Annotated in this window: 13 protein-coding genes, 1 pseudogene and 1 riboswitch; of the genes and pseudogenes, 11 read left to right on the top strand and 3 right to left on the bottom strand. The window is 38.7% G+C overall.

The window, feature by feature from the left end; translation table 11 throughout:
• Nucleotides 1-95 precede the first annotated feature (95 nt).
• The 3 genes and pseudogenes from cysK to QZ359_RS08975 all read right to left on the bottom strand — a co-directional run bounded on the left by cysK (nucleotide 96) and on the right by QZ359_RS08975 (nucleotide 1,943).
• Nucleotides 96-1,022 carry a cysteine synthase A gene (cysK, locus tag QZ359_RS08985; RefSeq protein WP_000029881.1) on the bottom strand — a complete coding sequence of 309 codons (927 nt, stop codon included), beginning with the start codon at nucleotides 1,020-1,022 and terminating at the stop codon, nucleotides 96-98.
• Nucleotides 1,023-1,118: 96 nt separating this feature from the next.
• Nucleotides 1,119-1,205, bottom strand: a pseudogene (locus QZ359_RS08980) (PH domain-containing protein); the annotation flags it as partial.
• 102 nt (nucleotides 1,206-1,307) lie between these two features.
• Nucleotides 1,308-1,943: a YigZ family protein gene (locus QZ359_RS08975; protein WP_000395755.1), complete on the bottom strand. Its 636-nt coding sequence runs from the start codon at nucleotides 1,941-1,943 to the stop codon at nucleotides 1,308-1,310.
• 56 nt (nucleotides 1,944-1,999) lie between these two features.
• Between QZ359_RS08975 and QZ359_RS08970 the strand changes: the two genes are divergently transcribed.
• The 11 genes from QZ359_RS08970 to QZ359_RS08920 form a co-directional block, all read left to right on the top strand.
• Entirely contained in the window at nucleotides 2,000-3,298 is a 1,299-nt protein-coding gene (locus QZ359_RS08970) for a DEAD/DEAH box helicase (RefSeq protein WP_293965896.1), read from the top strand.
• Entirely contained in the window at nucleotides 3,295-3,957 is a 663-nt protein-coding gene (locus tag QZ359_RS08965; protein WP_261030015.1) for a ComF family protein, read from the top strand. Before QZ359_RS08970 ends, QZ359_RS08965 begins: the two co-directional genes overlap by 4 nt.
• A gap of 79 nt (nucleotides 3,958-4,036) precedes the next feature.
• On the top strand, nucleotides 4,037-4,585 hold the full coding sequence (gene raiA, locus QZ359_RS08960) for a ribosome-associated translation inhibitor RaiA (RefSeq protein ID WP_000599100.1): 549 nt from the start codon (nucleotides 4,037-4,039) through the stop codon (nucleotides 4,583-4,585).
• Nucleotides 4,586-4,720: 135 nt separating this feature from the next.
• Entirely contained in the window at nucleotides 4,721-6,694 is a 1,974-nt protein-coding gene (locus tag QZ359_RS08955; RefSeq protein ID WP_261030014.1) for a DHH family phosphoesterase, read from the top strand.
• Nucleotides 6,691-7,143, top strand: a complete 453-nt coding sequence (rplI, locus tag QZ359_RS08950; protein ID WP_000864214.1) for a 50S ribosomal protein L9 — start codon at nucleotides 6,691-6,693, stop codon at nucleotides 7,141-7,143. The genes QZ359_RS08955 and rplI overlap by 4 nt, the downstream gene beginning before the upstream one ends.
• Nucleotides 7,144-7,186: 43 nt before the next feature.
• Nucleotides 7,187-8,545, top strand: a complete 1,359-nt coding sequence (dnaB, locus tag QZ359_RS08945) for a replicative DNA helicase (protein ID WP_101776894.1) — start codon at nucleotides 7,187-7,189, stop codon at nucleotides 8,543-8,545.
• Nucleotides 8,542-8,808: a Veg family protein gene (locus QZ359_RS08940; RefSeq protein ID WP_000128619.1), complete on the top strand. Its 267-nt coding sequence runs from the start codon at nucleotides 8,542-8,544 to the stop codon at nucleotides 8,806-8,808. The genes dnaB and QZ359_RS08940 overlap by 4 nt, the downstream gene beginning before the upstream one ends.
• An 88-nt stretch (nucleotides 8,809-8,896) precedes the next feature.
• Nucleotides 8,897-10,012, top strand: coding sequence for a choline binding-anchored murein hydrolase CbpD (gene cbpD / locus QZ359_RS08935; RefSeq protein ID WP_293965895.1), 1,116 nt, complete (start codon nucleotides 8,897-8,899; stop codon nucleotides 10,010-10,012).
• Nucleotides 10,013-10,094: 82 nt separating this feature from the next.
• A riboswitch (TPP riboswitch) is annotated at nucleotides 10,095-10,197 on the top strand.
• 68 nt (nucleotides 10,198-10,265) lie between these two features.
• Nucleotides 10,266-10,556 carry a thiamine-binding protein gene (locus tag QZ359_RS08930; RefSeq protein WP_060806010.1) on the top strand — a complete coding sequence of 97 codons (291 nt, stop codon included), beginning with the start codon at nucleotides 10,266-10,268 and terminating at the stop codon, nucleotides 10,554-10,556.
• Nucleotides 10,519-11,277: an ABC transporter permease gene (locus tag QZ359_RS08925; protein ID WP_194250507.1), complete on the top strand. Its 759-nt coding sequence runs from the start codon at nucleotides 10,519-10,521 to the stop codon at nucleotides 11,275-11,277. The genes QZ359_RS08930 and QZ359_RS08925 overlap by 38 nt, the downstream gene beginning before the upstream one ends.
• A 39-nt stretch (nucleotides 11,278-11,316) precedes the next feature.
• Nucleotides 11,317-12,214 (top strand): ABC transporter substrate-binding protein (locus tag QZ359_RS08920; RefSeq protein WP_293965894.1); only part of this gene is annotated, 898 nt, incomplete at its 3' end.

Genomic DNA, 12,214 nt, shown 5'->3' with positions numbered 1-12,214 from the left:
AAAGGCTCCATAATATCCATAGGGGGTTACCCACTACAAATATTATAGAGCCAAAATAAAAAGCCCTATAATAAGGGCCAATTGTATTTAGGAGACTAAACTTCAAATTCATAGAGTGCTGTAGAGAGATAACGTTCACCGTTATCTGGTGCTAGAGCAAGGACTTTTTTACCTGTACCTAATTTTTTGGCAATCTCGATGGCTCCGTAGATAGCTGCAGCTGAAGAAATCCCTACAAGGAAACCTTCTTTTCCACCAATTTCACGGCCTAGTGCTAGAGCATCGTCTGACGTTACACGAACGATACCATCATAAGCCTTTGTATCAAGTGTATCAGGAATAAATCCAGCTGATATACCTTGAATTTTGTGAGGACCAGGTTTTTCACCAGATAGAATAGCAGATTCATCAGCTTCCACTGCATAAACTTGAATGTTTGAATTTGCTGATTTGAGTGCATGAGAAACACCAGAAATCGTTCCACCGGTACCCACTCCAGCAACAAAGGCATCTAATCCATCTTTACCGAAAGCAGCTAGTATCTCAGCTCCTGTTGTTCTTTCGTGTACTTCTGGATTAGCTGGGTTGTCAAATTGAAGAGGAAGGAAACCATCACGTTCAGCAGCGATTTCTTGAGCCTTAGCAATAGCACCTTTCATTCCTTCGCTACCAGGAGTGAGGACGAGTTCAGCACCATAGGCTTGGATAATCTTACGTCGTTCCACACTCATAGTTTCAGGCATAACGATAACAACTTTATACCCTTTAGCAGCCCCTACCCATGAAAGTCCAATACCAGTGTTTCCACTTGTTGCTTCAACAATAGTAGAACCAGGTTTCAGAATACCGTCTTGTTCAGCTTTTTCAATCATGCTAAGAGCAATACGGTCTTTTACAGAAGAACCAGGGTTAAATGCTTCAAGTTTTACATAGACATCTGCAGCACCTTCTGGCACAATGTTGTTGAGTTTAACAATCGGAGTTTGACCGATTAGTTCAGTAATGTTGTTATAAATAGACATATGAATACCTCTTTGTATAAGATATCTCTAGTATAACGCTATCTATACCATTTGTAAAATATAGAAATCCTATCGAAGTGATAGGATTTTTTTATATCACAGGTCTAAGCCATTAATTTTTAAGCGATTGTGATAGGCTAATTCTAGTAAATATGTATAAAGTGGAACGATATCTGTTTTCTTTTTTAATTGAATCATTTTCTAGTAGGTCTTGGCAAGCATCTTTTTATGTTGCTAATTAAAGTAGCAGTGAAAATATCAGTGAAACACTGTATTATCTATTATTTACACTAGGTTTACAGAAACCTCAACTTCGCGTAAACCTTGATCAGTTAAAGTGACTTTTCCATTAAAAAATTCCACAAGTGAAGCTTTAATAGTTTCTTTTTCTTCTTTATCAACATAAATCATCGTATCGACTTGATCTGTAAAGTTTGTATCCAGTTCCATGAGATTATGTTCTTTAAGGAAGTTACTGTACTCTTGATACTGAGCGTAAGACATTTGAATAGTAATGCCAGCTTGTTCCTTTATTTCAATGATGCCAATTTCTTTGACAGCTAAGGCGACACTGCCGGCGTAAGCACGAATCAGTCCTCCAGCACCTAGTTTAATGCCACCAAAGTAGCGTGTCACTACCACACAGACATTAGTAAGATTGTGATTTTCTAGTACCCCTAGCATGGGAACGCCAGCAGTACCACTGGGCTCACCATCATCACTTGTACGTTTGATTTCACTACGTTCCCCAATAATGAAGGCAGAGCAGTTATGCGTCGCTTTGTAGTGTTCTTTTTTGATGGTGGTAATGAAGTCACGAGCCTCTTCTTCGCTATAAACACGCTTGGCATGACAGATAAAGCGGGATTTTTTGATTTCTTCTTGGACTTGTCCGTCCTCTTTAATTGTTCTAAATTCCATGATTTAATTGTACTAAAAAATCATCTAAAGCGCTAGGTTTTTACGAATAAAGAAGTATGAAAGTAAATCCAAATTATCTCGGTCGTTTGTTTACTGAGAATGAATTAACAGAAGAGGAACGTCAGTTGGCGGAGAAATTTCCAGCAATGAGAAAGGAGAAGGGGAAACTTTTCTGTCAACGTTGTAATAGTATTATTCCAGAGGAATGGTATTTGCCCATCGGTGCTTACTATTGTCGAGAGTGCTTGCTGATGAAGCGAGTCAGGAGTGATCAAGCTTTATACTATTTTCCGCAGGAGGATTTTCCGAAGCAAGATGTTCTTAAATGGCGTGGTCAATTAACTCCTTTTCAAGAGAAGGTGTCAGAGGGACTGATTCAAGCAGTAGACAAGCAGGAGCCAACTTTAGTTCATGCGGTGACAGGGGCTGGAAAGACAGAAATGATTTATCAAGTTGTGGCTAAGGTGATTAATAGGGGTGGTGCAGTGTGTTTGGCCAGTCCTCGCATAGATGTTTGTTTGGAGCTGTACAAGCGCCTGCAAGATGATTTTGCTTGCGAGATATCTTTACTACACGGAGAATCAGAGCCGTATTTTCGAACACCACTAGTTGTTGCGACGACCCATCAGTTATTGAAGTTTTATCAAGCTTTTGATTTGCTGATAGTGGATGAAGTAGATGCTTTTCCTTATATTGATAATCCCACGCTTTACCATGCTGTCAAGAATAGTGTAAAGGAGAATGGATTGAGAATCTTTTTAACAGCGACTTCGACCGATGAGTTAGATAGGAAGGTTCGCATAGGAGAACTAAAACGACTGAGCTTACCTAGACGATTCCATGGGAATCCTTTGATTATTCCTAAACCTGTCTGGTTATCAGATTTTAATCACTGTTTAGAGAAAAGTCGGTTATCACCAAAGCTAAAGTTTTATATTGAGAAGCAGAGAAAGACAGGTTATCCGTTACTTATTTTTGCTTCAGAGATTAAGAAAGGGGAGCAATTAAAAGAAGTCTTACAGAAGGAATTTCCAAATGAGAAAATTGGCTTTGTATCTTCTGTAACAGAAGATAGATTAGAGCAGGTACAAGCTTTTCGAGATGGAGAACTGACAATACTTATCAGTACGACAATATTGGAGCGTGGAGTTACCTTCCCTTGTGTGGATGTTTTCGTAGTAGAGGCCAATCATCGCCTTTTTACCAAGTCTAGTTTGATTCAGATTGGTGGACGAGTTGGACGAAGCATGGATAGACCGACAGGAGATTTGCTTTTCTTCCATGACGGGTTAAATGCTTCAATCAAAAAGGCAATTAAGGAAATTCAGCAGATGAATAAGGAGGCGGGGCTATGAAGTGCTTATTGTGTGGGCAGACTATGAAGGCTGTTTTAACTTTTAGTAGTCTCTTACTTCTGAAGAATGATGACACTTGTCTTTGTTCAGACTGTGACTCTACTTTTGAGAGGATTGGAGAAGAGAACTGTCCAAACTGTATGAAAACAGGATTGTCAACCAAGTGTAAAGATTGTCAACTTTGGTGTAAAGAAGGAGTTGAGGTCAGTCATAGAGCGATTTTTACTTACAATCAAGCTATGAAGGATTTTTTCAGTCGGTATAAGTTTGATGGAGACTTTCTTTTAAGAAAAGTGTTCGCTTCATTTTTAAGTGAGGAGTTAAAAAAGTACAAAGAGTATCAATTTGTTGTAATTCCCCTAAGTCCTGATAGATATGCTGATAGAGGATTTAATCAGGTTGAAGGTTTAGTTGAAGCAGCAGACTTTGCGTATCTGGATTTATTAGAAAAGAGAGAAGAGCGAGCTAGTTCTTCTAAAAGTCGCTCAGAGCGTTTGGAGACAGAATCTCCTTTCTTTATTAAAAGTGGAGTCACTATTCCTAAAAAAATCCTACTTATAGATGATATTTATACTACTGGAACAACTATAAATCGTGTGAAGAGATTGCTGGAAGAAGCGGGTGCTGAGGATGTGAAAACATTTTCCCTTGTAAGATGAGGAAAAAATTTGCAAAAATAAAATGAAAGCGTTATAATGAAATCAGAAAAACAAAAATGTTTAGAAAGAAGGTACTCATATGATTAAATATAGTATCCGTGGTGAAAACCTAGAAGTAACAGAAGCAATTCGTGATTATGTAGTTTCTAAACTCGAAAAGATCGAAAAGTATTTTCAAGCTGAACAAGAGTTGGATGCTCGAGTTAACTTGAAGGTGTATCGTGAAAAAACTGCGAAAGTGGAAGTAACGATTCCGCTTGGCTCAATTACTCTTCGTGCAGAAGATGTGTCTCAAGATATGTATGGTTCAATTGACCTTGTAACCGATAAAATTGAACGTCAGATTCGTAAAAATAAAACAAAAATCGAGCGTAAAAATAAAAACAAGGTAGCAACTAGTCAATTATTTACAGATGCTTTGGTGGAAGATCCAAATGTTGTCCAATCTAGAGTTGTTCGTTCAAAACAAATTGATTTAAAACCAATGGATTTGGAAGAAGCTATTCTACAGATGGATTTGTTGGGACATGATTTCTTTATCTATGTGGATGTTGAAGATCAGACAACCAATGTGATTTATCGTCGTGAGGATGGCGAAATTGGTTTGTTAGAAGTTAAAGAATCTTAATTTCAATATGTGTAAAGGAAGGTTTACTGAATTGTAAACCTCCTTTTTCTTATAATTGATAGAATTACTGATTACACTTTTAAAAAGTCGCTTTTTGGTGGTTATTATGGTATAATGGGTGCCAAGAGGTTTGGAATGAAAAAATTTTATGTAAGTCCTATTTTCCCCTTAATATTAGGAATAGTGGCGTTCGGAGTGCTATCTGTGCAACTTGTTTTTGTAACGAATACACTGGTAACGCTATTTCTTTTGCTACTTATTTTGGGTTCATATATTTTACTATTCATCCATCAGAGAGACTACTACTCAAGGAGTGAAGTAGAACAAATCCAGTATGTAAACCACCAAGCTGAAGAAAGTTTGACAACCTTGTTAGAACAGATGCCTGTCGGAGTTATTAAACTAGACTTATCGTCAGGTGAAGTTGAATGGTTTAATCCTTATGCTGAATTGATTTTGACTAATGAAGTGGGCGAGATTGATGTTGCATTAATTCAAACAATTATAAAGGCGTCTGTGGGGAATCCAGGTTCTTATGCCACCTTAGGTGAGACTCGCTATTCGGTTCATATGGACAAGGTATCTGGAGTTCTTTACTTCTTTGATGTGTCTGGAGAATACGAAGCGACTGTTGAGTTAGTAACGAGTAGACCTGTGATTGGGATCGTTTCCGTTGACAACTATGATGATTTAGAAGATGAAACATCGGAGTCTGATATCAGTCATATCAATAGTTTTGTAGCCAATTTTGTTTCAGAATTTGCTGGTAAACATGCTATGTTCTCCCGTCGAGTGAGTATGGATCGCTTTTATCTGTTTACGGATTACACGGTGCTTGAGGGATTGATAAACGATAAATTTTCTGTTATTGATTCTTTCAGAGAAGAGTCGAAACAGAGACAGTTGCCCTTGACCTTAAGTATGGGATTTTCTTATGGTGATGGAAATCATGATGAGATAGGGAAAGTTGCATTGCTCAACTTGAACTTGGCTGAAGTGCGTGGTGGCGACCAAGTGGTTGTCAAGGAGAATGACGAAACGAAAAATCCCGTTTATTTTGGTGGTGGATCTGCGGCGTCAATCAAGCGTACAAGGACACGTACGCGTGCTATGATGACAGCTATTTCAGATAAGATTCGAAGTGTGGATCAGGTTTTTGTAGTTGGTCACAAAAACCTTGATATGGATGCTTTGGGTTCTGCTGTAGGTATGCAGTTATTTGCAAGCAATGTGACTCAAAATAGCTATGCTCTTTATGATGAAGATCAAATGTCACCGGATATTGAACGTGCTATTTCATTTTTAGAAAAAGAAGGAGTTACGAAGTTGTTGTCTGTCAAGGATGCAATGGGCATGGTAACCAATCGTTCTTTGTTGATTCTTGTAGACCATTCAAAGACAGCTTTAACTTTATCAAAAGATTTTTATGATTTGTTTACCCAAACTATTGTTATTGACCACCATAGAAGGGATCAGGATTTCCCAGATAATGCAGTTATTACTTATATCGAAAGTGGTGCAAGCAGTGCCAGTGAGTTGGTAACAGAATTGATTCAGTTCCAGAATTCTAAGAAAAATCGTTTGAGTCGTATGCAAGCAAGTGTTTTGATGGCTGGTATGATGCTGGATACTAAAAATTTCACCTCACGAGTGACTAGTCGGACATTTGATGTTGCTAGCTATCTCAGAACGAGAGGAAGTGATAGTATTGCTATCCAAGAAATCGCTGCGACAGATTTTGAAGAATATCGTGAGGTTAATGAACTGATTTTACAGGGACGTAAATTAGGTTCAGATGTACTGATAGCAGAGGCTAAGGACTCGAAATGCTATGATACAGTTGTTATTAGTAAGGCAGCAGATGCCATGTTAGCTATGTCGGGTATTGAAGCGAGTTTTGTTCTTGCGAAGAATACACAAGGATTTATCTCTATCTCAGCTCGCAGTCGTAGTAAGCTGAATGTACAACGGATTATGGAAGAGCTGGGAGGTGGAGGCCACTTTAATTTGGCAGCAGCTCAAATTAAAGATTTAACCTTGTCAGAAGCAGGTGAAAAACTGACAGAAATTGTATTAAATGAAATAAAGGAGAAGGAGAAAGAAGAATGAAAGTAATCTTTTTAGCAGATGTCAAAGGAAAAGGTAAAAAAGGCGAAATTAAGGAAGTACCAACAGGGTATGCACAAAACTTTCTTATCAAAAAGAATCTAGCCAAAGAAGCGACTGCTCAAGCGGTAGGTGAACTTCGTGGTAAACAAAAATCTGAAGAAAAAGCTCACGCTGAGATGATTGCAGAAGCAAAAGCAATTAAAGCCCAACTTGAAGCAGAAGAAACTGTTGTAGAATTTGTTGAAAAAGTTGGTCCAGATGGCCGTACTTTTGGTTCAATTACGAATAAGAAGATTGCAGAAGAATTGCAAAAGCAATTTGGAATTAAGATTGATAAACGTCATATCCAAGTACAAGCTCCGATTCGGGCGGTTGGTTTGATTGATGTGCCAGTGAAAATCTATCAAGATATCACAAGTGTAATCAATCTTCGTGTGAAAGAAGGATAAATTTACACCTTCTTGACAAGATTGTAAAAGGAAGGGAAGTCTGATGGCAGAAGTAGAAGAGTTACGAGTACAACCTCAAGATATCTTAGCTGAGCAATCCGTTTTAGGGGCTATCTTTATTGATGAGAGTAAGCTTGTTTTTGTGCGAGAATATATTGAATCTCGTGACTTTTTTAAGTATGCCCATCGTTTGATTTTCCAAGCTATGGTCGATTTATCCGATCGTGGCGATGCTATAGATGCAACAACGGTTCGTACCATTCTTGATAATCAAGGTGATTTGCAGAATATTGGTGGCCTGTCTTACTTGGTTGAGATTGTCAATTCTGTGCCAACTTCTGCTAATGCGGAGTATTATGCTAAAATCGTTGCAGAAAAGGCTATGTTACGGCGATTAATCGCCAAGTTGACAGAGTCTGTCAATCAAGCTTACGAGGCTTCACAACCAGCTGATGAAATCATTGCTCAGGCAGAAAAAGGGTTAATTGATGTCAGCGAAAATGCAAATCGAAGTGGATTTAAGAACATTCGAGATGTGTTGAATATCAACTTTGGGAATCTGGAAGCTCGCTCGCAACAAACGACCGATATTACAGGTATTGCGACAGGCTATCGTGACTTGGATCATATGACGACTGGTCTTCATGAGGAGGAGTTGATTATCTTAGCAGCTCGTCCGGCGGTTGGTAAGACAGCCTTTGCCTTGAATATTGCTCAGAATATTGGGACCAAGTTGGACAAAACAGTTGCTATTTTTTCACTGGAAATGGGTGCGGAAAGTCTAGTGGATCGTATGTTGGCGGCAGAAGGGTTGGTGGAATCGCATTCTATCCGTACGGGTCAATTGACTGATGAGGAATGGCAAAAGTATACCATTGCTCAAGGGAATCTAGCGAATGCCAGTATCTATATCGATGATACGCCAGGAATTCGGATTACAGAGATTCGTTCTCGTTCTCGTAAACTGGCTCAAGAAACGGGTAATCTTGGTTTGATTTTAATAGACTATTTGCAGCTTATCACGGGAACAGGTCGAGAAAATCGTCAACAAGAGGTTTCAGAAATTTCACGTCAGTTGAAAATTTTAGCTAAGGAACTGAAGGTTCCAGTAATCGCTCTAAGTCAGCTTTCTCGTGGTGTAGAACAACGTCAGGATAAGAGACCGGTCTTGTCTGATATTCGTGAATCTGGGTCTATTGAGCAGGACGCTGATATCGTAGCCTTTCTTTATCGCGACGATTACTATGAGCGTGGTGGTGAAGAAGAGGAAGGCATACCAAATAATAAGGTAGAAGTTATTATCGAGAAAAACCGTAGTGGAGCTCGTGGAACTGTGGAATTAATTTTCCAAAAAGAATACAATAAATTTTCAAGTATTTCAAAAAGGGAGGAAATAAGATGACAGATGCATTTACAGATGTAGCTAAGATGAAAAAAATTAAAGAGGAAATCAAGGCGCATGAGGGTCATGTAATTGAAATGACTTTGGAAAATGGACGTAAGCGCCAAAAAAATAGATTGGGTAAGCTAATTGAGGTTTATCCATCCCTATTTATCGTTGAATTTGGAAATGTTGAAGGAGATAAACAAGCTAATGTTTACGTTGAATCCTTTACTTACTCAGATATCCTTACAGAAAAGAATTTGATTCATTATCTGGACTAAAGTGAGAAATTTTCTCACTTTTTCTTTTTTCTCCGAATAGTTTAAGTGAAGGTAATCTTCAATTTATATTATTTTTCAAGGAGGAAGAATGAAAGTTTTACCATTCAAAGTAACAGAGACAGGATTTTCTTTGAGAAAATCAGTTAAAAAGGTTGTTCCTTTTTTAGCAGTAGGATTGATGCTAGTAGCGAGTGATAGTGTATATGCCTATTCTGGAGGAAATGGATCGATTGCGCGTGGGGATGATTATCCTACTTACTATAAAAATGGGAGTCAGGAAATTGATAAGTGGCGCATGTACTCTCGTCAGTGTACTTCATTTGCAGCCTTTCGCTTGAGTAGTGTCAATGGTTTTGAGATTCCAGGAGCTTATGGAAATGCGAATGAATGGGGCTATCGTGCTCGTCGTGAAGGCTATCGTGTAGATAGTGTACCAACGATTGGATCTATTGCTTGGTCTACTGCAGGAGGATATGGTCATGTTGCTTGGGTTTCAAATGTAATGGAGGATAATATAGAAATTGAGGAATACAACTATGGTTATACAGGATCCTACAATAAACGAATTATAAAAGCGAATACAATGGCAGGATTTATTCATTTTAAAGATTTGGATGGAGGGAATGTCGTAAGTAGTAGCAACGTATTCAATAGTCAACCTTTGTCTTCTTCAGGAGGAACACATTATTTTAAGAATAAGGCAGCTATTAAAAATCAACCTTTAGCTAGTGCAACTTCAATTGCCTATTATTCTCCAGGTGAGAGTGTTCATTATGATCAGGTACTTGAAAAAGATGGGTACAAGTGGTTGAGTTATATATCTTATAGTGGAAGTCGTCGTTATATTCAGTTAGAGGAGGTTGCGTCATCGCAGAATCAAACAGAAGTTAGTTCCAATGATGTTCTGACTGTTGGTTGGAAGAAAATAAATGGTAGTTGGTATCATTTCAAATCAAATGGCTCTAAATCAACAGGCTGGTTGAAGGATGGTTCTAGCTGGTATTATTTGAAATCATCTGGTGAAATGCAGACAGGTTGGTTAAAGGAAAATGGAGTGTGGTATTATCTGGATAGTTCAGGAGCAATGAAAACAGGATGGTATCAAGTCTCTGGTAAGTGGTATTATTCTTACTCTTCAGGTGCCTTAGCTGTCAATACGACGGTGGATGGCTACAGAGTAAACAGTGATGGAGAACGAGTATAGAAAATGGGAGTAGGAAATTTTTCCTGCTCTTTTCTGTAAGCAGTTTTCTTGACTTTTTTTTTATTTTGCGCTATCATATGTCCATATAATATATGGGAGTCTGTGTACAGTCTGAGAGGAAGTGTTAAACTTCGACCGCACCTGATCTGGGTAATGCCAGCGTAGGGAACGATACTTAGTCTATTCTTGACCTTTTCCATATATGGTAAAGGTTTTTCTTTTTGTCAAAGGAAAACGAGAAGAGGAGGTTTTTATGAAAGCAAGCATTGCCTTGCAAGTTTTACCCCTAACACAGGGGATTGATCGGATAGCTGTTATCGATCAGGTCATTGCTTATCTGCAAGCTCAAGAAGTGACCATGGTGGTGACACCATTTGAAACGGTCTTGGAAGGGGAGTTTGATGAGCTTATGCGCATTCTCAAAGAAGCGCTAGAGGTGGCAGGGCAGGAGGCAGATAATGTCTTTGCCAATGTCAAAATAAATGTAGGAGAGATTTTAAGTATTGATGAGAAACTTGAAAAGTATACTGAGACGACACATTAGTCTATTGGGCTTTCTGGGAGTCTTGTCAATCTGGCAGTTAGCAGGTTTTCTTAAACTTCTCCCCAAGTTTATCCTGCCGACACCTCTTGAAATTCTTCAGGCCTTTGTTCGTGACAGAGAATTTCTCTGGCACCATAGCTGGGCGACCTTGAGAGTGGCTTTATTGGGACTGATTTTGGGAGTCTTGATTGCCTGTCTCATGGCTGTACTTATGGATAGTTTGACTTGGCTCAATGACCTGATTTACCCTATGATGGTGGTTGTTCAGACTATTCCGACCATTGCCATAGCCCCTATTCTGGTCTTGTGGCTAGGTTATGGGATTTTGCCCAAGATTGTCTTGATTATCTTAACGACAACCTTTCCTATCATCGTCAGCATTTTGGACGGTTTTAGGCATTGTGACAAGGATATGCTGACCTTGTTTAGTCTTATGCGGGCCAAGCCTTGGCAAATTATGTGGCATTTTAAAATCCCAGTCAGCCTGCCTTACTTTTATGCAGGTCTGAGGGTCAGTGTCTCCTACGCTTTTATCACAACAGTAGTATCTGAGTGGTTGGGAGGCTTTGAAGGACTAGGTGTTTACATGATTCAGTCCAAGAAACTGTTTCAGTATGATACCATGTTCGCGATTATTATTCTGGTATCGATTATCAGTCTGCTGGGTATGAAGTTGGTCGATATTAGTGAAAAATATGTTATTAAATGGAAACGTTCATAAGAAAAAGGATGTTTCTGAAAAAGAAAAGAGGAAATTGAAATGAAGAAAACATGGAAAGTGTTTTTAACTGTTTTAACAGCTCTTGTAGCTGTTGTGCTTGTGGCCTGTGGTCAAGGAACTGCTTCTAAGGATAACAAAGAGGCAGAACTTAAGAAAATTGACTTTATCCTAGACTGGACACCAAATACTAACCACACAGGACTTTATGTTGCCAAGGAAAAAGGTTATTTCAAAGAAGCTGGAGTGGATGTTGATTTGAAATTGCCACCAGAAGAAAGTTCTTCTGATTTGGTTATCAATGGTAAGGCACCATTTGCAGTGTATTTCCAAGACTACATGGCTAAAAAATTGGAAAAAGGAGCAGGTATTACTGCCGTTGCAGCTATTGTTGAACACAATACATCAGGAATTATCTCTCGTAAATCTGACAATGTAGCTAGTCCAAAGGACTTGGTTGGTAAGAAATACGGAACTTGGAATGACCCAACTGAACTTGCTATGTTGAAAACCTTGGTAGAATCACAAGGCGGAGATTTTGAAAAAGTTGAAAAAGTACCAAACAACGACTCAAACTCTATCACACCGATTGCTAATGGAGTATTTGATACTGCATGGATCTACTATGGATGGGATGGAATTCTTGCTAAATCTCAAGGTGTAGATGCTAACTTCATGTACTTGAAAGACTACGTTAAAGAATTTGACTACTACTCACCAGTTATCATCGCAAACAACGACTATTTGAAAGACAACAAAGAAGAAGCTCGTAAAGTTATCCAAGCTATCAAAAAAGGCTACCAATATGCTATGGAGCATCCAGAGGAAGCAGCTGATATCCTCATCAAAAATGCACCTGAACTCAAGGAAAAACGCGACTTTGTTATCGAATCTCAAAAATACTTGTCAAAAGAATACGCAAGCGACAAGGAAAAATGGG

This window comes from Streptococcus sp. (genome assembly GCF_019414905.1).
Taxonomy (GTDB): Bacteria; Bacillota; Bacilli; order Lactobacillales; family Streptococcaceae; genus Streptococcus.
Note: the sequence above shows the minus strand (reverse complement) of the source record. Positions and strands in the feature narration are given on the sequence as shown.

Coding starts and splice junctions, on each gene's coding strand:
- raiA (WP_000599100.1), top strand. CDS start 4,037: ATGATTAAATATAGTATCCGTGGTGAAAACCTAGAAGTAACAGAAGCA.
- cbpD (WP_293965895.1), top strand. CDS start 8,897: ATGAAAGTTTTACCATTCAAAGTAACAGAGACAGGATTTTCTTTGAGA.
- QZ359_RS08940 (WP_000128619.1), top strand. CDS start 8,542: ATGACAGATGCATTTACAGATGTAGCTAAGATGAAAAAAATTAAAGAG.
- QZ359_RS08970 (WP_293965896.1), top strand. CDS start 2,000: ATGAAAGTAAATCCAAATTATCTCGGTCGTTTGTTTACTGAGAATGAA.
- QZ359_RS08930 (WP_060806010.1), top strand. CDS start 10,266: ATGAAAGCAAGCATTGCCTTGCAAGTTTTACCCCTAACACAGGGGATT.
- QZ359_RS08965 (WP_261030015.1), top strand. CDS start 3,295: ATGAAGTGCTTATTGTGTGGGCAGACTATGAAGGCTGTTTTAACTTTT.
- dnaB (WP_101776894.1), top strand. CDS start 7,187: ATGGCAGAAGTAGAAGAGTTACGAGTACAACCTCAAGATATCTTAGCT.
- QZ359_RS08975 (WP_000395755.1), bottom strand. CDS start 1,943: ATGGAATTTAGAACAATTAAAGAGGACGGACAAGTCCAAGAAGAAATC.
- cysK (WP_000029881.1), bottom strand. CDS start 1,022: ATGTCTATTTATAACAACATTACTGAACTAATCGGTCAAACTCCGATT.
- QZ359_RS08955 (WP_261030014.1), top strand. CDS start 4,721: ATGAAAAAATTTTATGTAAGTCCTATTTTCCCCTTAATATTAGGAATA.
- QZ359_RS08925 (WP_194250507.1), top strand. CDS start 10,519: ATGAGAAACTTGAAAAGTATACTGAGACGACACATTAGTCTATTGGGC.
- rplI (WP_000864214.1), top strand. CDS start 6,691: ATGAAAGTAATCTTTTTAGCAGATGTCAAAGGAAAAGGTAAAAAAGGC.